This window comes from Pseudomonas sp. B21-012 (assembly GCF_024749305.1).
Classification (GTDB): domain Bacteria; phylum Pseudomonadota; class Gammaproteobacteria; order Pseudomonadales; family Pseudomonadaceae; genus Aquipseudomonas.
The window spans coordinates 5,616,599-5,637,220 of sequence record NZ_CP087197.1 but is presented as its reverse complement, the minus strand read 5'-3'; the positions used below and the strand labels follow the sequence as shown (position 1 = coordinate 5,637,220).

The 20,622-nt window shown below is 62.7% G+C and carries 17 protein-coding genes; 8 read left to right on the top strand and 9 right to left on the bottom strand.

Annotated elements, in window-relative coordinates:
- Positions 1 to 65: 65 nt before the first annotated feature.
- Together nudE and cysQ are read left to right on the top strand one after the other, a co-directional pair.
- Positions 66 to 632, top strand: coding sequence for an ADP compounds hydrolase NudE (gene nudE, locus LOY37_RS25925; protein ID WP_038998207.1), 567 nt, complete (start codon positions 66 to 68; stop codon positions 630 to 632).
- Entirely contained in the window at positions 629 to 1,456 is an 828-nt protein-coding gene (cysQ, locus tag LOY37_RS25920) for a 3'(2'),5'-bisphosphate nucleotidase CysQ (protein WP_093378418.1), read from the top strand. The genes nudE and cysQ overlap by 4 nt, the downstream gene beginning before the upstream one ends.
- On the opposite strand, the gene LOY37_RS25915 is transcribed toward cysQ, so the two are convergent.
- Genes LOY37_RS25915 through rfbB form a run of 7 tightly spaced genes read right to left on the bottom strand, consistent with a single transcriptional unit; the run spans position 1,445 to position 8,521 of the window.
- Positions 1,445 to 1,900 (bottom strand): YiiD C-terminal domain-containing protein, encoded by a 456-nt coding sequence (locus tag LOY37_RS25915; RefSeq protein WP_045201176.1) that lies wholly within the window; start codon positions 1,898 to 1,900, stop codon positions 1,445 to 1,447. The genes cysQ and LOY37_RS25915 overlap by 12 nt on opposite strands.
- The gene (locus LOY37_RS25910; protein WP_093378425.1) at positions 1,897 to 3,306 is read right to left on the bottom strand and encodes a sigma-54 dependent transcriptional regulator; all 1,410 of its coding nucleotides are present in this window, start codon (positions 3,304 to 3,306) and stop codon (positions 1,897 to 1,899) included. Before LOY37_RS25910 ends, LOY37_RS25915 begins: the two co-directional genes overlap by 4 nt.
- Entirely contained in the window at positions 3,303 to 5,117 is a 1,815-nt protein-coding gene (locus LOY37_RS25905) for an ATP-binding protein (protein WP_258716017.1), read from the bottom strand. Before LOY37_RS25905 ends, LOY37_RS25910 begins: the two co-directional genes overlap by 4 nt.
- A 35-nt stretch (positions 5,118 to 5,152) precedes the next feature.
- Positions 5,153 to 6,028, bottom strand: a complete 876-nt coding sequence (gene rfbD, locus LOY37_RS25900) for a dTDP-4-dehydrorhamnose reductase (RefSeq protein WP_258716016.1) — start codon at positions 6,026 to 6,028, stop codon at positions 5,153 to 5,155.
- Entirely contained in the window at positions 6,025 to 6,570 is a 546-nt protein-coding gene (gene rfbC / locus LOY37_RS25895) for a dTDP-4-dehydrorhamnose 3,5-epimerase (protein WP_045201180.1), read from the bottom strand. Before rfbC ends, rfbD begins: the two co-directional genes overlap by 4 nt.
- Entirely contained in the window at positions 6,570 to 7,442 is an 873-nt protein-coding gene (gene rfbA / locus LOY37_RS25890; protein WP_045201181.1) for a glucose-1-phosphate thymidylyltransferase RfbA, read from the bottom strand. The genes rfbC and rfbA overlap by 1 nt, the downstream gene beginning before the upstream one ends.
- Complete coding sequence (rfbB, locus tag LOY37_RS25885) at positions 7,439 to 8,521, bottom strand: dTDP-glucose 4,6-dehydratase (RefSeq protein ID WP_045201182.1); 1,083 nt, start codon at positions 8,519 to 8,521, stop codon at positions 7,439 to 7,441. The genes rfbA and rfbB overlap by 4 nt, the downstream gene beginning before the upstream one ends.
- 214 nt (positions 8,522 to 8,735) lie before the next feature.
- Between rfbB and LOY37_RS25880 the strand changes: the two genes are divergently transcribed.
- The 4 genes from LOY37_RS25880 to LOY37_RS25865 all read left to right on the top strand — a co-directional run bounded on the left by LOY37_RS25880 (position 8,736) and on the right by LOY37_RS25865 (position 14,206).
- On the top strand, positions 8,736 to 11,645 hold the full coding sequence (locus LOY37_RS25880) for an aminotransferase (RefSeq protein ID WP_258716015.1): 2,910 nt from the start codon (positions 8,736 to 8,738) through the stop codon (positions 11,643 to 11,645).
- Positions 11,646 to 11,815: 170 nt separating this feature from the next.
- Positions 11,816 to 12,694, top strand: a complete 879-nt coding sequence (gene aguB / locus LOY37_RS25875) for an N-carbamoylputrescine amidase (RefSeq protein ID WP_093378447.1) — start codon at positions 11,816 to 11,818, stop codon at positions 12,692 to 12,694.
- A gap of 20 nt (positions 12,695 to 12,714) precedes the next feature.
- On the top strand, positions 12,715 to 13,821 hold the full coding sequence (gene aguA / locus LOY37_RS25870) for an agmatine deiminase (RefSeq protein ID WP_195885252.1): 1,107 nt from the start codon (positions 12,715 to 12,717) through the stop codon (positions 13,819 to 13,821).
- A 184-nt stretch (positions 13,822 to 14,005) separates the two neighbouring features.
- Positions 14,006 to 14,206: a hypothetical protein gene (locus LOY37_RS25865; RefSeq protein ID WP_045201186.1), complete on the top strand. Its 201-nt coding sequence runs from the start codon at positions 14,006 to 14,008 to the stop codon at positions 14,204 to 14,206.
- 71 nt (positions 14,207 to 14,277) lie between these two features.
- Here the strand turns inward: LOY37_RS25865 and LOY37_RS25860 are convergent, their stop codons facing one another.
- The gene (locus LOY37_RS25860) at positions 14,278 to 16,380 is read right to left on the bottom strand and encodes a TonB-dependent siderophore receptor (RefSeq protein WP_258716014.1); all 2,103 of its coding nucleotides are present in this window, start codon (positions 16,378 to 16,380) and stop codon (positions 14,278 to 14,280) included.
- A 246-nt stretch (positions 16,381 to 16,626) separates the two neighbouring features.
- Here LOY37_RS25860 and LOY37_RS25855 point away from each other — a divergent pair, with 246 nt between their 5' ends.
- Positions 16,627 to 17,316, top strand: coding sequence for a DsbA family protein (locus tag LOY37_RS25855; protein WP_123565248.1), 690 nt, complete (start codon positions 16,627 to 16,629; stop codon positions 17,314 to 17,316).
- A gap of 228 nt (positions 17,317 to 17,544) precedes the next feature.
- Positions 17,545 to 18,846, top strand: a complete 1,302-nt coding sequence (locus tag LOY37_RS25850) for an OprD family porin (protein ID WP_045201189.1) — start codon at positions 17,545 to 17,547, stop codon at positions 18,844 to 18,846.
- 30 nt (positions 18,847 to 18,876) lie between these two features.
- Here LOY37_RS25850 and LOY37_RS25845 read toward each other — a convergent pair whose 3' ends face one another.
- Positions 18,877 to 20,541, bottom strand: a complete 1,665-nt coding sequence (locus tag LOY37_RS25845; protein WP_258716013.1) for an FMN-binding glutamate synthase family protein — start codon at positions 20,539 to 20,541, stop codon at positions 18,877 to 18,879.
- Positions 20,542 to 20,622 lie beyond the last annotated feature (81 nt).

Below are 20,622 nucleotides of genomic sequence, written 5' to 3'. Positions count from 1 at the left end.
CAGTCATTAGGCAGCGGCCGGGCAAGCCACGGTATAGTAACCCGTTCACGCCAAGGAGCCGCCCCATGCGCCAGAAACCCACCGTCCTCTCTCGCGAGATTGTCGCCAGTAGTCGCCTGTTTCGCGTCGAAGCCGTGCAATTGCGCTTTGCCAACGGCGCCGAGCGCACCTATGAGCGCCTGGTCGGGCGCGGCAACGGCTATGGCGCGGTGATGATCGTGGCGATGCTCGACGCCGAGCACGCGGTGCTGGTGGAGGAGTACTGCGGCGGTACCGACGAGTACGAGCTGTCGTTGCCCAAGGGCCTGATCGAACCGGGCGAAGACGTGCTGGCGGCGGCCGACCGAGAGCTCAAGGAAGAAGCAGGTTTCGGTGCCCGGCAACTGGAGCACCTGACCGAGCTTTCGCTGTCACCGGGTTACATGAGCCAGAAGATCCAGGTGGTGCTGGCCACCGACCTCTACGAGGAACGCCTGGAAGGCGATGAGCCCGAGCCGATGCGTGTCGACAAGATCAACCTGCGCGAGCTCTCGGCCCTGGCCCAGCATCCGCAGTTTTCCGAAGGCCGGGCCCTGGCGGCGCTGTATCTGGTGCGCGACTTGCTGAGCCAGCGTGGGGTGTTCCCGCTATGAACGATATTGAACTGATGCAGCACGTGGTGGAGCTGGCTCGCCAGGCGGGCAAGGCCATTTTGCCGTTCTGGCGCGCCGATGTGGCGGTGACGGCCAAGGCCGACGAATCGCCGGTCACCGCCGCCGACCTGGCTGCCCATGACGTCATTGCCGAGGGTTTGCGCGCCCTGGCGCCGCAGATCCCGGTGTTGTCGGAAGAGGACTGCGATATTCCCCTGGGCGAACGGCAAGGCTGGCAGCGCTGGTGGCTGGTCGATCCGCTGGATGGCACCAAGGAATTCATTGCCGGCACTGAAGAATTCACCGTCAACATCGCTCTCATCGAGCAAGGCCAGGTGGTGTTTGGCGTGGTGGCGATTCCCACCAACGGGCGTTGCTATTACGGCGGCAAGGGCTTCGGGGCCTGGCTGGCGGAAGCGGGCGGCGTGCCCAAGGCCATCAGCGTGCGCAACGCGCCGACTGCGGGTGAGCGATTTACCGTGGTTGCCAGCCGCCGGCACTCCAGCCCGCAACAGGAAGCCTTGCTGGCCGGCCTGAGCCAGTCGGTAGGGGAGCTGGAACTGGCCAATATCGGCAGTTCGCTGAAGTTCTGCTTATTGGCCGAGGGCGTTGCCGATTGCTACCCGCGCCTGGCACCGACCTCGCAGTGGGACACCGCAGCAGCCCAGGGCGTGCTCGAAGGCGCCGGCGGCGAAGTGCTTGGCCTCGATGGCCAGGCCTTCGTCTACCCTGCGCGCGAGTCTTTGCTCAACCCGTTCTTCCTGGCCTTGCCGGCGGCCGCGCCATGGCGCGACAAACTGCTGCAGCAAGCCCTAGCGGTGTAACACGTACTGGCCGCTGAATAGCACGGCAGCCTCGCTGCTGCCGGCATTGCTGACCTGGGTGTGCAGGTTCAGCCGCGCCCGGCCCCGGCGCTGATAGGTGGCGATGAAACGCTCCCAGACCTTCTCCTCCGGTGCCGCGCAGGTGGCGATGGCTGCGCCGGTGACCGGCAGCGGATAGCTGATCTGGCCTTCCTGGATGACGATATGCCCGTCATCGACCCCTGCTTCGCGCAGCCTCAGGTGCAGCCAGCCCCAACCGACCAGCACCGCCGCGCAGTACAGGCTGCCGCCGAACATGGTGCTCTTGTGGTTGACGTTGGCCTCCAGCGGTAGCTGCAGGCGCAGGCAATGTTGCTGCCAGTCGAGCACCTGCAGGCCCATTTGCCGGGTCAGCGGGATGTCGCTGTGCAGTACCGATTCGAGGTAGTGGCTGTCCGTGCTCATGGACGGTTGTCCTCCAGGTCATCGCTGTGATGGTTGTCGCCGAAGCTCAGGCCGTGTTTACGCAGCTTGTCGTGCAGGGTCTTGCGCGGGATGCCGAGGGCCTCGGCCAGGCTGCGTAGCGAACTGTGCGAGCGCGCTAGTTCCGCGGCGATCAGCGAGCGTTCGAACTGCTCGACCTGTTCGCTGAGGTTGCCGCTGCCGATGCTGGCCACGGGACCGTCGGCCGCAGGCGGCAGGTCACCGTCCAGGGCCAGTTCCAGGCCCAGGGCGAAGCGCTCGGCAGCGTTTTGCAGCTCACGGACGTTGCCCGGCCATTCATGGCGCAGCAGCAACGCCCGTTGCGCCGGTTGCAATGCCGGCACTGGCAGGCCGTGGCGCTCGCCGGCGGCGTGGGCAAAGTGTTGGAACAGCACCAGGATGTCTTCGCCGCGCTCGCGCAGCGGCGGAATGCGCAGTGGTGCGACGTTCAAGCGGTAATACAGGTCGGCGCGAAAGCGCCCCTGGTCAGCGGCCTGGCGCAGGTCTTCCTTGGTTGCGGCAATGATGCGGATATCCAGCGGGATCAACTGGTTGCCGCCCAGGCGCTCGACTACACGCTCCTGCAGCAGGCGCAGCAGCTTGACCTGGACATCCAGGCTCATGCTTTCGATTTCATCGAGGAACAACGTGCCGCCGTTGGCGAATTCGAATTTGCCGATGCGACGCTTCTGCGCGCCGGTGAAAGCCCCTGGCTCGTGGCCGAACAGCTCGCTCTCGACCACCGATTCGGCCAGGGCGCCGGCGTTGATGGCCACGAACGGGCCGTCGCGGCGGCTCGACAGGTCGTGCAGGGCGCGGGCCACCACCTCTTTGCCGGCGCCGGTTTCGCCAAGGATCAGCACATCGGCGCGGGTGCCGGCCAATGCGCCAATTTGCTCGCGCAGGCGCAGCATCGGCGCCGAGTGACCGACCAGGCGCGTGCTCAACTCCTGGCGATCGCTCAGGGCCAGGCGCAGGCTGCGGTTGTCCAGCACCAGGCGGCGCAGGGCCAGGGCGCGGCGCACACTGTCGAGCAGGGCATCGCTGGCGAAGGGTTTCTCCAGAAAGTCGTAGGCGCCGGCACGCATGGCCTGCACCGCCAGCGGCACGTCGCCGTGGCCGGTGATCAGCAGCACCGGCAGCTCCGGGTCTTGGGCGTGCAGTTGCTGCAGCAACTCGAGGCCGTCGATGCCAGGCATGCGGATATCGCTGACCACCACGCCCGGCCAGTCGCGCTCGATGCGCCCGGCCAGGCCCTGGGCGTCGCTCAGGGGCAGGATCTTCAGCCCGGCGAGGTCGAGGGTCTGGCTCAGCGCCTGGCGCAGGTGCGGGTCGTCGTCGACCAGGATCACCTGCGTGCGGCTGTCGATGAGCGGCTCGGTCGTCATGCCGATGGGTCCTCCGAAGTGGGTAGGGTGGCGCCGGGCTTGGCGATGCGCAGTTGCAGGGTAAGCAGGGCGCCGCCTTCCGGGTGGTTGCCCAGCAGCAGCTCTCCGCCCAGCGCCCGCATCAAGGTATCGCAGATTGCCAGGCCCAGGCCAAGGCCCTGGGTGCGCGTCTTGGTGGTGAAAAACGGCTCGCGGGCGCGGGCCAGGGCCTGGCTGCTGAAGCCCGGACCGTTGTCGCGTATGTACAGGTAGACGTTGCCATCGCGCTGTTCGGCACTGAGCCAGAGTTTGCGTGGGTTGGCTTTTTCGGTCAGCGCGTCGAGGGCGTTGGCCAGCAGGTTGCCGAGCACCTGGCGCAAGCGGGTTTCGCCGGCCTGGACCCACAGGGTTGCCTCTGGCAGGTCGCGCACCAGTTCCACGGCCATTGCCCGCCGACGCTTGGCCAGCAGCGCCAGTGCATCGTCCAGCGCCGGCTGCAGGGCCACGCTTTCCGGGGCGTGGCGGTCGCGGCGGGCGAAGGCACGCAGATGGGCGATGATCGAGGCCATGCGCCCGGTCAGTTCGCTGATCAGCTTAAGGTTGCTGCGGGCATCGTCGGTGCGCTGGTGATCGAGGAGGATCTCGGCGTTCTCGGCATAGCTGCGGATCGCCGCCAGCGGCTGGTTGAGTTCGTGGCTGATGCTTGCCGACATGGTGCCCAGTACCGACAACTTGCCGGCCTGCACCAGCTCGTCCTGGGCGCGCACCAGTTCTTGCTGGGCCTGTTCGCGTTCCAGCACTTCTTCCTTGAGGCGGCTGTTGAGGCCTTCGAGGTCGGCAGTGCGCTCGATCACACGCTTTTCCAGCTCCTGGCGGCCGTGGGCTTCAAAGTCGATGCGGTCCATGTAGTGGCGGCGCCGCTGCATGATCAGGCCAAGCAGCAGCATTACTACCAGCAAGGCGGCGCCGCCGATGGCCACCACCGTGCGTACCGAGCGGTCGATCAGCGTGCGCGGGGCGAGGATGCTGACCTGCCAGCCGGTCTCGTCGATGGCCTGGGTCTGGGTCAGCCAGGCCTTGGGGTCGAGGGTCAGCGGCTTGGGTGACTGGGTCGGGTAGGGCTGGATGGCAACGATGGCTTCGCGCTCGGCGTCGCTCAATGGCCGGGTGGCACGGAAGCGCCAGTCGGGGCGCGAGGTCAGGATCACCACGCCGTTGTGGTCGGTCAGCAGCAGCTGCTCCGGGGTCTTGCCCCAGAGGGTTTCGGTATGGTCGAGATCGACCTTGACCACCAGCGCGCCGATCACCTGATCGCGGTCGCGCACCGCGGCGGCGAAGAAGTAACCACGCTTGGCCGAGGTAGTGCCCTGGCCGAAGAAGCGCCCCAGGCGCCCGGCAATGGCTTCGCTGAAATAAGGGCGGAAGGCAAAGTTGCGGCCGATGAAACTGTCGTGCTTGTCCCAGTTGGAGGCCGCCAGGGTGTTGCCGTTGGCGTCCATCAGGTACATGACTTCGGCGCCGGTCTGGGTGGCGATGTCCTTGAGCAGGCGGTTGGCGTTGGTCAGGGTTTCCAGGCGCAGCGGGTCGGCCAGCACTGCGCGCAGGGCCGGCAGGTCGCCGAGGATCTGCGGCAGGGTTTCGTAACGGTGCAGGGTGCCGAGCAGGTTGGCGACGTAGAGGTCGAGGGTCTGGCGGTTCTGTCCGGCCAGTTCGTCCTGGTAGTAGCGCTCGGCGAGGTGCTGCAACGGCCACAGCAAGGGTGCCAGGCACACGGCGAGGATGGCCAGGCTGCGCCAGCGAGGGCGGCGGGGTACGGGTGGAGTTATGTTCATCGCAACTGCGCCAGAATGATCTGGCGCATTATGCGCTACTTCAGGCAGTCGATCAGCGCCTGCTGCCAGTGCGGCTGGCTGACGTGCCACTCACGTTGCAGGCGGCTGCAATCGAGGCGCGAGTTCAGCGGGCGGCGAGCCGGGGTCGGATAGTCGCTGGAGGCGATTGGCAACAGCTTGGCGCAGGACAGGCCTTGAACCTTGAGTTGCTCGCCAATGGCCTGGGCAAAACCGAACCACGAGGTCTCCCCTTGCGCGGTCAGGTGATAGACACCCCAGGCACCGGCCTGGCCAGTCTGCCAGCGTTCGATCAGGGCACGGGTGCTGTGGGCGATGGTGCCCGCCCAGGTCGGCGCGCCGATCTGGTCGGCGACGATGCGCAGCTCGGGCTTTTCCTGCAGCAGGCGCTGCATGGTCAGCAGGAAGTTGCGTCCGTGGCGTGAGTACACCCAGCTGGTACGCAGGATCAGATGCTGGCCACCTACCGCGGCAATCGCCTGTTCGCCGGCCAGCTTGCTGCGTCCGTAGACGCCGAGCGGGTTGGGCTCGTCGTCCTCCGTGTAAGGGGTGGCCTTGCTGCCATCGAACACGTAGTCGGTGGAGTAGTGGATCAGCGGGATGCCAAGCTTCGCGGCTTCCTCGGCAAAAATGCCAGGGGCCTGAGCGTTGATCGCAAAGGCCAGATCCGGCTCGCTTTCGGCCTGATCCACCGCAGTGTGGGCCGCGGCGTTGATGATCAGGTCGGGCTTGAGCTGCTGCACCTGGCCACGGATGGTTTCGGGATGCGCGAGGTTGAGCTGATCACTGCCCAGCACCTGCAACTGCGCCAGGTCGCCCAGCTGCTGTTGCAGCGCCTGGGAAACCTGGCCGTTGCGGCCGGCGATAAGGATGCGCGGTTGGCTGTGCTTCACGGGAACAGGTCTGCCTCATGCAGGAACTTGCCGACCTGGTCCTTGGCTGAAAGCACCGGTGCGCTTTCAAGTTCCCAGTCGATCGCCAGGTCCGGGTCATCCCAGCGGATGCAGCGCTCGGCAGACGGCACATAGTAGTCAGTGGTCTTGTAGAGAAACTCGGCGAAGTCGCTCAGCACCAGAAAACCATGGGCAAAGCCCTTGGGAATCCACAACTGGCGATTGTTCTGGGCCGAAAGCCTGACACTGACCCAACGGCCAAAGGTCGGTGAGTGGCGGCGGATATCGACGGCCACATCCAGCACTTCGCCTGCAGTTACCCGCACAAGCTTGTCCTGGGTATGTTCAACCTGGTAATGCAAACCGCGCAGCACATTTTTTTGTGAGCCGGAATGATTGTCCTGAACAAAGTGGGCATCGATGCCTGTTGCTTCCTGGAACGAGCGCTCATTGAAGCTCTCGAAGAAAAAGCCTCGTTCATCACCGAAGACCTTCGGCTCGATCACAAGAACATCAGGCAGCGCGCTGGCTGTTACTTTCATTAACGTTTCCCTACGAGACCGAACAGGTACTGACCGTAGCCGGTCTTGCCGAACATCTTGCCTCGCTCCAGCAGATGCGCTTCATCGATCCAGCCCTGCTGGTACGCGATTTCTTCAAGGCAGGCGACCTTGAGGCCCTGACGGTGTTCGATGGTCTGCACGTATTGCGATGCTTCCAGGAGACTGTCGTGGGTGCCGGTGTCCAGCCAGGCGAAACCGCGCCCGAGCAACTGGACATTGAGGTCGCCGCGCTTGAGATAGGCGTTGTTGATGTCGGTGATTTCCAGCTCGCCGCGTGGCGAAGGTTTGACCGCCTTGGCGATCTCGACCACGTCGTTATCGTAGAAATACAGGCCTGTCACTGCGTAACTGGACTTGGGTTGTGCCGGTTTCTCTTCGATGGAAAGGGCGCGGCCTTCATCGTCGAATTCGACGACGCCGAAACGCTCCGGGTCCTTGACCCAGTAGCCGAACACGGTGGCACCGGCACCCTGCTGGGCTGCCTTGCGCAACTGCGGAGTGAAGCCCTGACCGTGGAAAATGTTGTCGCCCAGGATCAGGCAGACCGAATCGTTGCCGATGAACTCTTCGCCGATCAGGAAGGCCTGCGCCAGGCCGTCCGGAGAGGGCTGCTCGGCATAGCTCATTTCGATACCGAACTGGCTGCCATCACCCAGCAGTTGCTTGTAGTGCGGAAGATCCTGCGGGGTGGAGATCAGCAGGATTTCGCGAATACCGGCCAGCATCAGTACCGAGATCGGGTAGTAGATCATCGGTTTGTCGTAGATCGGCAGCAGTTGCTTGGAAACACCCAGGGTGATGGGGTGCAGGCGGGTGCCGGAGCCGCCCGCCAGGACGATACCTTTGGTCATGCAATCAGATCCTTGAATTCGCTGGCGCCCAGGCGCTGGCCTTGATAACTGCCGTCTTGTACCCGCTGGCACCATTGCAGGTTGTCCAGGTACCACTGTACGGTCTTGCGCAGGCCGGTTTCGAAGGTTTCTTCGGGAACCCAGCCCAGTTCACGCTCGATCTTGCTGGCATCGATCGCGTAGCGCTGGTCGTGGCCAGGGCGATCCTGAACGTAGGTGATCAGGTCGGCGTAGTTGGCAATGCCAGCCGGACGTTGTGGCGCCAGCTCTTCGAGCAGGGCACAGATGCCGCGTACGACGTCGATGTTCTTCTGCTCGTTGTGGCCGCCAATGTTGTAGGTCTCGCCAACTTCGCCTTCGGTTACCACCTTGAGCAGGGCGCGGGCATGGTCTTCGACGAACAGCCAGTCACGCACCTGCAGGCCGTTGCCATACACAGGCAACGGCTTGCCTGCCAGGGCATTGAGGATCACCAGCGGAATGAGTTTTTCCGGGAAGTGGAATGGGCCGTAGTTGTTCGAGCAGTTGGTGATCAGTACCGGCAGGCCATAGGTGCGCTGCCAGGCGCGGACCAGGTGGTCGGACGCAGCCTTGCTGGCGGAGTAGGGCGAGCTTGGTGCGTAAGGCGTGGTTTCGGTGAACAGGTCATCGACGCCATGCAGGTCGCCATACACTTCGTCGGTGGAAATGTGATGGAAACGGAACGCCGTGCGCTCATCGGCCGGCAGGCTCAGCCAGTAGGCGCGAGTTGCCTCGAGCAGGCTGTAGGTGCCGACGATATTGGTCTGGATGAAGTCCGAAGGGCCGTCAATCGAGCGGTCGACATGCGACTCTGCCGCCAGGTGCATGATTGCGTGGGGCTTGAAGCGCTCAAGCACAGCGCTAACGGTGGCCTGATCGACGATATCCGCCTGGACGAACTCATAGCGGGTGTCGGTCGCGATACTGGTCAGCGATTCCAGATTGCCTGCATAGGTCAGTTTGTCGAGGTTGAGCACTTCGTGCTCGGTATTGGTGATCAGGTGACGCACCAGCGCCGAGCCGATAAAGCCGGCCCCGCCGGTGATAAGAATTCGCATGTCGGACTGCCTTTCTTCCGTAACTGACATTGAACTTAGGGTGCACAGCTTGTGGCCGGGTGCAGGCAGGCGCAAGCAAAAAGCGCCGAACAGTCCTTCTTACCCGGGCTGCTCGATGAAACTGAGCAAATGTTGCGCAATTTTAGCCGTTATTCTTGCCAACCGGCACAAGCAGTGGCGATATAGGCAACAAAAAAAATGAGGTCCCCTGCCCATGTCGCTCAGTACCCTGATCCATCGCTCCAGCCAGCCATGCCCTGAAGTCAGTGAACAGCAGGCCGCAACCCTGTTGCGGGAACACTTTGGCCTGAGCGGCTCATTGCAGGCATTGGGCAGCCAGCAAGACCTGAATTTTCTTATCGATTCGGACCATGGGCGCTACGTGCTGAAGGTTTGCCATGGCGCCTATGCCGAGCAGGAACTGCAAGCCCAGCATGCCGCCCTCGGCTTCCTGCGCGATCAGGGGCTGCCAGTGCCTGCGGTGCAGGCTGCCCGATCCGGTGAGCAACTGTTGACGGTGACTGTCGACGGCCAACCGCTACGCGTGCGCTTGCTCGACTATATAGAAGGCCAGTCACTGACCCGCATCAAGCACATGGAGCCGCGCCTGGTAGCTGAGCTCGGCCGCCTGTGCGCGCGGGTCGACCAGGCTCTGGCCAGTTTCACCCACCCGGGCCTTGAGCGCACATTGCAGTGGGATCCGCGCCATGCCCAGGCGTTGATCGATCACCTGTTGCCGATACTGGATAACAACCCGCAGCAAGCCAGGGTAAAAGCCGCCGCAGATCAGGCCTGGGAACATCTGCAGCCGTTGATCAACGATCTGCCATCGCAAGCCGTGCACCTGGACATCACCGATGACAACGCCGTATGGGCGCGCGATGAGCAGCGCCAGTGGCAACTGCAGGGGGTCATCGATTTCGGCGACCTGATGCACACCTGGCGCATTGCCGACCTCTCGGTCACCTGCGCGGCGTTGCTGCACCACGCCGAAGGCGATCCCCTGCGCATCTTGCCGGCGATCGAGGCTTATCATGCGCTCAACCCGCTGAGCGCCGCCGAACTCAACGCCTTGTGGCCATTGGTGGTGGCCCGCGCTGCGGTGCTGGTGCTAAGCAGCGAGCAACAACTGAGCGTCGACCCGGGCAACAGCTATAGCCGGGACAATCTGGCCCATGAGTGGGAAATTTTCGACGTCGCTACCAGTGTGCCGTTCGAACTGATGCAGGCGGCGATTCTGCAGTCGAGCGGGCATGAGCTGCCTGCGCTGGCGCTGGAAGGCTCGGCGCCCCTCCTGCCGAACCCGGTGGCTGCCCAGGTGATTGGCGTGGATCTTGGTGTGCTCAGTGAGCATTACCAGGCCGGCAACTGGGAGCAAGCCGGCATTGACCAGCGCTTGCTGGCGCAGCAGGCCAGTGCTTCAGGCGCTGCCAGCAGCCTGTATGGGCAGTATCGTCTGTCGCAGACCCACATCGACAATCCCGCGGAACCTGCGACGTTCGCCCTGCATGTCGAACTGCATCTGCCTTGCGCCACGGTGCTCCAGGCACCTTGGGCCGGGACCTGGCACCAATATGGCGAAGACAGCGGCTGCCTTGAGGGCCGTGAATGCAGCCTGTGGTTGCACGGGCTGGATCAGACGCCGGCCGACGGGCAGGCATTGGCCATCGGACAGTCTCTGGGCGCCACTGGCGCAGTGTTGACGGTCCAGTTATGCCGGGTGGCCGGCTTGTATCCACCAGCTTTTGTCGTGCCTTCGCGGGCCCAGGCCTGGCAGGCATTGTGCCCCTCGCCGCAAGCCATCCTCGGCTTTGCCTGCGACGCCGAACCGCTGGTCGATGCCCAGGCTTTGCTGGCTCGGCGCGATGCCAGTTTCGCCCGCTCGCAAAAACACTATTACCAGCAGCCGCCGCATATCGAGCGCGGCTGGCGCAACTACTTGTTCGACATGCAGGGGCGGGCCTACCTGGACATGCTCAACAACGTTGCGGTGCTCGGCCACGGGCACCCGCGCATGGTCGCCGAGTCGGCGCGGCAATGGTCGTTGCTCAATACCAACTCGCGTTTTCATTATGCCGCCATCGCCGAATTCTCCGAGCGCTTGCTGGCCCTGGCACCGAGCGGCATGGACCGGGTGTTTCTGGTCAACAGTGGCACCGAGGCCAATGACCTGGCGATCCGCCTGGCCTGGGCCTACAGCGGTGGGCGTGACCTGCTGAGCGTACTTGAGGCCTATCACGGCTGGTCGGTGGCCACCGATGCGATTTCCACCTCCATCGCCGACAACCCCCAGGCCTTGAGCACCCGGCCGGACTGGGTTCACCCGGTGATCGCGCCCAACACCTATCGCGGCGCCTACCGTGGCGCCGAGAGCGCCGCCGACTATCTGCGCGACGTCGATGCCAAGCTCGACGCGCTGGCTGGCGAGCAGCGGCAACTGGCCGGGTTCATCTGCGAGCCGGTGTACGGCAATGCCGGCGGCATCTCGTTGCCTGCGGGTTACCTGCAGCAAGCCTATGCCAAGGTGCGGGCGGCGGGCGGGGTATGCATCGCCGACGAAGTGCAGGTCGGCTATGGCCGGCTGGGCACCTGGTTTTGGGGTTTTGAAGAGCAGGGCGTGGTGCCGGACATCATCACCATGGCCAAGGGCATGGGCAACGGCCAGCCACTGGGCGCGGTCATCACCCGCCGCGAGATTGCCGAGGCGCTGGAAGCCGAGGGCTATTTCTTCTCCTCCGCCGGCGGCAGCCCGGTCAGTTGCCGAATCGGCATGGCCGTGCTTGATGTCATGGAAGAAGAAGGGCTATGGGACAACGCCCGGGAAGTCGGCGGCTACTTCAAGTCACGGCTGCAACAATTGGTCGATAAACATCCGCTGGCGGGTGCCGTGCACGGCTCCGGCTTCTACCTGGGGTTGGAACTGGTGCGTGACCGCCAGAGCCTGGAGCCGGCCAGTGCCGAGACTACCCTGCTGTGCAACCGCCTGCGTGACCTGGGTATCTTCATGCAGCCTACGGGCGATTACCTCAACATCCTCAAGATCAAGCCGCCGATGTGCACCACCCGCGCGAGCGTGGACTTCTTCGTCGACAGCATCGACCGGGTACTGTCGGAAGACCTGTAACCCTTGAGCTAAAGCCGGTTAATCCGATTGTTATCGAATTAACCGGCTTTTTTACGCCTGATATTTTCTATTTGTCACTTTTAAAGCCGATATTTATCGGATATAAATGCCTCCATTATCACCAGGGTGGCCTGGCCTTGTTGGCCCGAGCACCTGCCGAGGAGGAATGCATGAGCCGCACTGTCACTGTTGCCGCCACCCAGATGGCCTGCTCCTGGGACCGCCAGGGCAACCTGGAAACCGCCGAACGGCTGGTCCGCGAAGCGGCTGCCAAGGGCGCGCAGATCATCCTGATCCAGGAACTGTTCGAAACCCCGTACTTCTGCCAGAAGCCCAATCCGGACTACTTGCAACTGGCCACAGCGGTTGAAACCAACGCCGCCATAGGTCATTTCCAGAAGCTCGCCAAAGAGCTGCAGGTGGTGCTGCCGATCAGCTTCTACGAGCTGGCCGGGCGTGCGCGTTTCAACAGCATCGCGATCATCGATGCCGACGGCAGCAACCTCGGTGTGTACCGCAAGACCCACATTCCGGATGGCCCCGGCTACCACGAAAAGTACTACTTCAACCCGGGCGACACCGGCTTCAAGGTCTGGCAGACCCGCTACGCGAAAATCGGCGTCGGCATCTGCTGGGACCAGTGGTTCCCCGAGTGCGCACGCAGCATGGCCCTGCTCGGCGCCGAGGTGCTGTTCTACCCGACCGCCATCGGTAGCGAGCCGCACGACCAGAGCATCTGCTCGCGCGACCACTGGCAGCGTGTGCAGCAAGGTCATGCCGGTGCCAACCTGATGCCGCTGGTGGCCAGTAACCGTATCGGCCGCGAACAACAGGACGGCTACGACATCACCTTCTACGGCTCCTCCTTCATCGCCGACCAGTACGGCGAGAAGGTTCAGGCGCTGAACGAGACCGAGGAGGGTGTGCTGGTGCATACTTTCGACCTCGATAAACTTGAGCACACCCGCAGTGCCTGGGGTACTTTCCGCGACCGTCGTCCGAATCTGTACGGCCCGCTGAAGACCCTCGACGGCGCGCTGCAATCCTGAAAGTTCAGCAAGGATCCTCTATGAAAACGCTTACCAGTACCCCGCGCGCCGACGGCTTCCACATGCCTGCCGAATGGGCGCCACAAACCCAGGTCTGGATGGTCTGGCCCGAGCGCCCGGACAACTGGCGCCTGGGTGGCAAGCCGGTACAGGCTGCCCACGTGACCCTGGCCAAGGCCATCGCCCGTTTCGAGCCGGTGACCGTTGCCGTCTCGGCCGCGCAGTACGACAACGCCCGGGCGCGCCTGGACCTGCCGAACATCCGCGTGGTGGAAATCAGCAACGACGACGCCTGGGTGCGTGATACCGGCCCGACCTTCGTCATCAACGACAGCGGTGAAGTACGCGGCGTCGACTGGGGTTTCAATGCCTGGGGCGGCTTCGAGGGTGGCCTGTACGCGCCGTGGAACCGCGACGAGCAACTGGCCAGCAAGGTGCTGGAGATGGAGCGCTGCCAGCGCTACCACACCGAAGGCTTCGTGCTCGAAGGCGGCTCGATCCATGTCGATGGTGAAGGCACCCTGATCACCACTGAAGAATGCCTGCTCAACCACAACCGCAACCCGCACCTGAACCGCGAGCAGATCGAAGCCATCCTGCGTGACCACCTGGCCGTGGACAGCATCATCTGGCTGCCCGATGGTCTGTACAACGACGAAACCGACGGCCACGTCGACAACTTCTGTTGTTACGTCCGCCCGGGCGAAGTGTTACTGGCCTGGACCGATGATCCGCAAGACCCCAACTATGCACGCTGCCATAGCGCACTTGAGGTGCTGGAAAACAGCCGTGACGCCAAAGGTCGCGCCTTCACCGTGCACAAGATGCCGATTCCGGGGCCGCTGTTCGCCACTGAAGAAGAGTGCGCCGGGGTCGATCCGGTGGCCGGCAGCCAGGAGCGCAACCCGTCGGTGCGCCTGGCTGGCTCCTACGTCAACTTCCTGATCGTCAACGGCGGCATCATCGCCCCGAGCTTCGACGACCCGGCAGATGCCGAGGCTAGAGCGATTCTGGCGCGGGTGTTCCCTGACCATGAAGTGGTCATGATCCCCGGGCGCGAGATGCTCCTGGGCGGCGGCAACATCCATTGCCTGACACAGCAACAACCGGCGCCAGCCAAAGGCTGAAGTGCACTAAGAAAACAGCCCGTCGATTGACGGGCTTTTTTATGCGTGGACGACGACCGGCATAGTCTTCTGGCACACCTCTTGTATTTGTTTTGCATTGTATTTCAAACAGATAGACCAGCATGGTTCTGTCACAAAGTTTGAGTAGGTTAGCCGCTCACGGCCCCAGGGAGTACGTGTCGAAATGAATGCAGCAAGTGAGCCGGCTTCGCCCCCATCAGCGGTGAATCACGAGTCCCTCCAGCGCGTGGCGCAGTGGTTGAAACACCATGGAGCAAACCGGGTCAGGAAGGCCGATCAGCGTCGCTCGTTGCTGGCGCGTTATCCGGCAGGCCTGCTGAGCGAGGCAGAGCTGGAAGCGTTGCTGGGTGATGGCAGCCGCTAGAGGGTTCGGCAGCAACAATGAAAAGGGCGGCATTGCCTGAACAATGCCGCCCTTTTTTTATTGCCTGGTGTTTAGAAGCTGTAGGTGCCGGTCACGATCAGGCTGCGCCGGTCGCCAAACTGGATCTGCGCGGCGCTGGTGGCCGAGCTGTAGTAGGTTTTGTCGGTAATGTTGTTGAGCGCCGCGCGCAGGTCCCAGTCCTTGGTACGAAAGCCTGCCAGCGCGTCCCAACGGCCATAGCCGGGCAGCACGGCGGTGTTCTGGTTGTCGGCATAGCGCTCGCCGACCAGGGTCAGGCCGGTTTCGCCGTACCAGCCCATTTCCGGTTTCCAGGTAACGAACAGGCTGGCGTTGCGCTTGGCAACGTTGCTCACGCGGTTGCCTTCCTGGCCGTTGTTGTCCTCGACGATGGTTGCATCCTGGATACCGATACCGCCGCGTACGTACCAGTTGCCAACGATGTTGCCGGTGGCGGTCAGCTCGACGCCGCGTGAGCGCTGCAGGCCGCTGAGCAAGGTGATGCCCGGGTTGTTCGGGTCGCTGGTGCGGCGGTTGTAGAGCTCCAGCTCATAAACCGCCAGGGTGGTGCTCAGGCGTTCGTCGAACCAGTCGCTCTTGACCCCGACTTCTTTCTGCCGGGTCTGTTCCGGGCTGGTTTCGTTGGTATTGCCGGCCGCACCCGGGGTAATGCCGATCAGGCCGCCGCCGACTGGCGAGAAGGTCTTGCTCCAGGAGGCATAGAAGGAGTGTTCCTTCCACGGCGAATAGACCACGCCCAGACGCGGGCTGGTGCTGTTGCTGTCCTGCTTCTCGGAGATACCGCGGACCTTGTTGGTGGTTTGCACTTCGAACTGGTCGAAACGCACCCCGGCCAGCACTTGCCACTGATCATTCAGGCGCAGTTGGTCCTGAAGGTACAGGCCGCGGCTGTCGACCACGGTGTGGTTGTTGCTGGAGACCACCATGGTGCCGTTGTGCTGCAGGTTACGGTTGGGGTTGTTCAGGTCCAGGCCCGGCACCGGGCGAGCGCCTGCGCCGGAAGTCGCTGCAGTGTAGAGGATCGGATCGCGGCGCTGGTTACCGAACTCAAGGCCGGTGAGCAGGGTGTGCTGCAGGCCGAAGGTGTCGAAATTGCCTTCCAGTTCCAGGTTGTTGAACAGGTTGCGGGTGTTCAGGTCCTGCTGCCAGCGCTGGCGGGTAACCTGGTTGGTGGTGGCGTTGTAGCCGGTCAGGTAAGTGTTGTCGAAATCGCTGTTGAGCTTGAACAGGCCCAGGGTGTGGCGCACTTGCCAGGTGTCGTTGAGCTGGTAGTTCAGGCGCGAGCGCAGCGATTGCGCCTTGTCGTCGATGAAGTCGCGCTGGGTATCGCCGTAGGTGGTGTCGCGACCAACGTCGGCCGGGCGGCCGTTGACGCTGGGGATGCCGCGATCGGGGGTACGGTTGTAGCGGCTGTACTCGTATTGCACCAGCCAGTTCAGCTGCGGGGTCAGCTGCCAGCTCATCGAGGGTGCGAACAGCTGGCGGCTGCCGTCGATGCCGTCGCGGAAACTGTTGTTGTCCTGGTTGCCCATGTTCAGGCGCAGGCTGATGTTGTCGCTCGGGTCGGCGCTGAGGTCGGCATACAGGCTGCGCAGGTCCTCGCTGCCGCCCTGGGCCTCGATGCTGGAACGGCGGCCGGCTTCCGGCATCTTGCTCACCCGGTTGACGATCCCGCCCTGGCTGCCACGGCCATAGAGCACCGCGGCAGGGCCCTTGAGCACCTCGACCCGCTCGATATTGTGCAGGTCGCGCACGTATTGGCTGTCGTCGCGGATACCGTCGAGGTAGAAGTCGTTGCTGGCATCGAAGCCACGGATGCGCACGCTGTCAAAGCGCGTATCGGCGCCGCTGCTGACGTTGGGGATGCCGCTCAGGGCTTTGCCAAGGTCGTTGCTGCCGTAATCCAGCACGTTGCTGGTCTTCACCGAATCGATAGCCTGCGGCACGTAGCGGGCGGGCGTGGCGGTACGGGTTGCGGTGCTGACTTCACGTACCCGTGGGTCATCGCGTTCACGGTCAGACTCGGCGGTAACCGAGACTTCGGGCAACGTGGTGGTGGCAGCAGTGACCAGCCCTGAGCTGAAAAACAGCGACAGGCCCAGGGTCAGGGGAGAGAGGCGGCAGGGGGCAAGCATGACGGACATCCGGGTATTTATTAGAGTGAAGAAATTTTGCGCGAATGATAATGCTTGCCATTTACTAACGTTAATTGTTTCTGGATCTATCGACGAGCTGTTTGTTTCAAAATATTTCTGTCTATCAGCCTTTAGTTTTAGCGGTGAATTTGTACTGTTTTTCGCAACAAAGCTGTAACCCGTGCAGCGTTTTTCGCAACCTTCATCCGGCCTAACCTGACGTCATCATTTTTTCAGGAGGCGCTCATGCCGGTACAAACCACCCTTCACTATGTGTTCGATCCGCTGTGCGGCTGGTGCTACGGCGCCGAGCCGTTGATCAATGCGGCCAGCGGGCTGATGCCGGTTGTGCTGCACGGTGGCGGGATGATGGCCGGAGCCAATCGCCAGAAGGTCTCGGCGCAGTTGCGCGACTTCGTCATGCCCCATGACCGGCGTATTGCCGAGTACACCGGGCAGCCCTTCGGCCAGGACTACTTCGAGGGCCTGTTGCGTGACAACGACGCCGTCTTCGATTCACAGCCACCCATAGCGGCGATCCTGGCAGCAGAGCAGCTCGCCGGGCGTGGCCTGGAGTTGCTGGCGCGCTTGCAGCGTGCGCACTACGTCGAAGGCCGGCGGATTGCCGATGATGGCGTGCTCAAGGCCATCGCCGCCGAGATGGGCCTGCCTGCACCCGCCTTTGCCAGTGCATTGCGCGATGTGGATACCCAGAGTCATATGCGCACCAGTCGTGCGTTCATGGCCAGCGTCGGTGGCCAGGGCTATCCAACCCTGGTGCTGGAACGCGAAGGGCGGCTGCAGGTCATCGACATCGGTCCTTTCCTCGGCAAGCCTGAGGCCTTCGTGCATTGGCTGGACAGGGAGTTCTATCTGAGCGCGGAGAAAGATGCCGCAAACGCGGCGTTCTGTGCTGCGGATGGCTGCGATCTGTAAGCAGAAACACTTACTTTTCACGAATTTTTGACATGCTGATCCGCACACGGATAGGATTCGGTCAACGCCTGTAGGCCCATCGGCCAAGAGTCCAGAAAAAAAGGCCCGCTGCGAACACTCGCAGGCGGGCTTTTTATTTTCAGACCCGTGAGCGTCAACCCACGCAGGGGGCGTGGTTTTTGGCGTTTGGTCGCAGAGCGTCTTTGACTAAGTAATAAGGAAAATAAAATGTTGAAAACCAGGATCAGTCTGGTCGCGCTGGGGCTTATGGCCGCGACTCAGGCTATGGCCAATGACCAGGCCGAGGCCAAGGGCTTCGTAGAAGACAGCAAAGCCAGCGTTCTGCTGCGCAATGCCTTCATCAATCGTGACAAGAAGCACCATACCAACGACCAGAGCGAGTGGGGCCAGGCCTTCATCGGCAAGTTCTCCTCCGGCTACACCCAGGGCACCGTTGGTGTCGGTGTCGACGCCTTCGGCCTGTACGCAGTGCGTCTGGACGGTGGTAAAGGCCGCAACGGCGGTGGCGGTATCGACTTCTTCAAGCCGGCGGACGGCGACTCGCCGACCAACCAGCAGAACTCCCCGCACAACCTGGCCCGTGGTGGCGCAGCAATCAAGTTCCGCATCTCCAACACTGTACTGAAGTACGGTGACCAGATGCCTGAGCTGCCAGTGCTGCAGTACGACGACGGTCGCCTGCTGCCAGAAAGCTACACCGGTACCCTGATCACCTCCAAGGAGATCAAGGGCCTGGAACTGAACGCCGGTCGTTTCACCCAGGAAGCCCGTAAAAGTGCTGAAGGCCGTGACAGCGGTGGCCTGAAGTCGATTAACGTATTCGGCGGCAGCTACAAGTTCAGCGAAAACCTCTCGGCTTCGCTGTACACCTCCGACGTCGAAGACGTGCTGAAGAAGCACTACCTGGGCGTGAACTACGTTCACCCGATCGCCGACGACCAGTCGCTGACCCTGGACTTCAACGGCTACAAGTCGGACATCGACAAGAAGTACGTCGCTGCCGCCGACCTGACCGGTGACTCCAACACCATCTGGAGCCTGGCGGCTACCTACGCCTTCGGCCCGCACTCGATCACCATCGCCCACCAGCGCAGCACTGGCGACACCGGTTATCAGTACGGCTTCTACCAGAACGCCGGTGGCGTGGGTGACGGTGGTTCGACCATCTACCTGGCCAACTCCTACTGGTCCGACTTCAACGCTGAAGACGAGCGTTCCTGGCAGCTGGGCTACGGCCTGGACTTCGGCGCCTTTGGCGTACCGGGCCTGACCTACAAAGTGGCCTACGTGCGTGGTGACAACATCAACACCCACGGCTTCGGCGAAGGTAAAGAGCGCGAAATCTTCAACCAGTTCAAGTACGTGGTTCAGGAAGGCCCGGCCAAGGACCTGTCCGTCAAACTGCGTAGCTCGTTCCTGCGTACCTCCGAAAGCGTTCGTCAGAACGGCTACAACGACGACGGCAACGAAGTTCGCGTGTTCGTCGAGTACCCGATCAGCATCCTCTGATAGCTGTCTGGTGTCTCCAGCAACCCCGGCCTAGGCCGGGGTTGTTTGTTTTCGCCGCACCGCAGGTTTGATCGCCTGCACCTCGCCGCTCTCCGGCTCGAAGCTGTCGCTGCGGGCCATGCGCCACATCCGTGCATAGAATTCACTGTCGATCGAGCCGCTGAGCAACTCACCGGGCTTGAGGAACACATGCAACTGCGAAAACAGGCGGATCTCGCTGGCGCTGATGCGCCGCACCAGGTGCTTGGGCTTGAGCTCGGCCGGGTGATCCAGGCCGGCAGCAGCCAGCATTTCGGCCAGGGCATGCAGGGTGTTGCGATGGAAGCTGTAAACCCTGTCGGCCTTTTCCGGCACCACCAGGGCGCGTTGGCGTAACGGATCCTGGGTCGCCACGCCGGTCGGGCATTTGTTGGTGTGGCAGCTTTGCGACTGGATGCAGCCGATGGCGAACATGAAGCCGCGGGCCGAGTTGACCCAGTCGGCGCCAATGGCCAGCACGCTGGCAATGTCGAAGGCGCTGACGATCTTGCCGCCGGCACCAATGCGAATCTTGTCGCGCAGGTTCAGGCCCACCAGGGTGTTGTGCACGAACATCAGCCCTTCGCGCATCGGCACGCCGATGTTGTCGCTGAACTCCCGTGGCGCGGCGCCGGTGCCGCCTTCCTTGCCGTCGACGACAATGAAGTCCGGGACGATGCCGGTAGCCAGCATGGCCTTGGCGATACCCATGAATTCCCACGGGTGGCCAAGGCAGAACTTGAAGCCCACCGGTTTACCGCCAGACAGCTCGCGCAACTGGCCAATGAACTGCAGCAGTTGCACGGGGCTACGGAAGGCGCTGTGCGCCGCCGGTGAGATGCAGTCCTGGCCCATCAGCACGCCACGGGTGGCGGCGATTTCGGCGCTGACCTTGTGCCCAGGCAGGATCCCGCCGTGGCCGGGTTTGGCGCCCTGGCTGAGCTTGACCTCGATCATTTTCACCTGTGGGTCGCCGGCCTGTTCGGCGAAACGCTGCGGATCGAAACGACCCTCCGGGGTGCGGCAGCCAAAATAGCCGCTGCCGATTTCCCAGATCAGGTCGCCACCGTGCTCGCGGTGATGGGGGCTGATGCTGCCTTCGCCGGTGTCATGGGCGAAGCGGCCACGTTTTGCGCCCTTGTTCAGCGCGGCAATGGCATTTGCACTGAGTGCCCCAAAGCTCATCGCCGAGATATTGAAGATCGACGCCGAGTAAGGCTGGCGGCACTGCGGGCCGCCGATGTTGATGCGAAACGAGGCAGGGTCGGGGGTTTCGACCGGCAGCATGGAGTGGCTGATGAATTCGAAGCCCGGCCGATACACATCATTGAGGGTGCCGAAGGCTTTTTCGGCACTTTCATTCTTCGCCCGTGCATACACCAGCGAGCGCTGGGCCCGGGAGAACGGCAGCTTGTCATCGTCACCTTCCAGCAGGTACTGGCGGATCTCCGGGCGGATGGTTTCGATCAGGTAGCGGATGTTGCCCAGGATCGGGTAGTTGCGCCGCACCGCGTGGTGGCTCTGGCGCAGGTCATTGAGGCCGACCAGGCTGAGCAGGGTGCTGATCAGGGTGAAAGGCCATAGCCAGGGGTGGGCAGAAACAAACGGCAGGCTGGCAAAGGTGAAAACAATACAGCCGACAAGGCAGGCGTAGCGGCTGGGAAGCGAAGCTTTCATGGATCTTCCGCTGATATGAGAGATCCTTCCTAGGATAGGCAAAGCGTCCTGCCAGAAAACCAGTGGTTTCGGTAAAACACT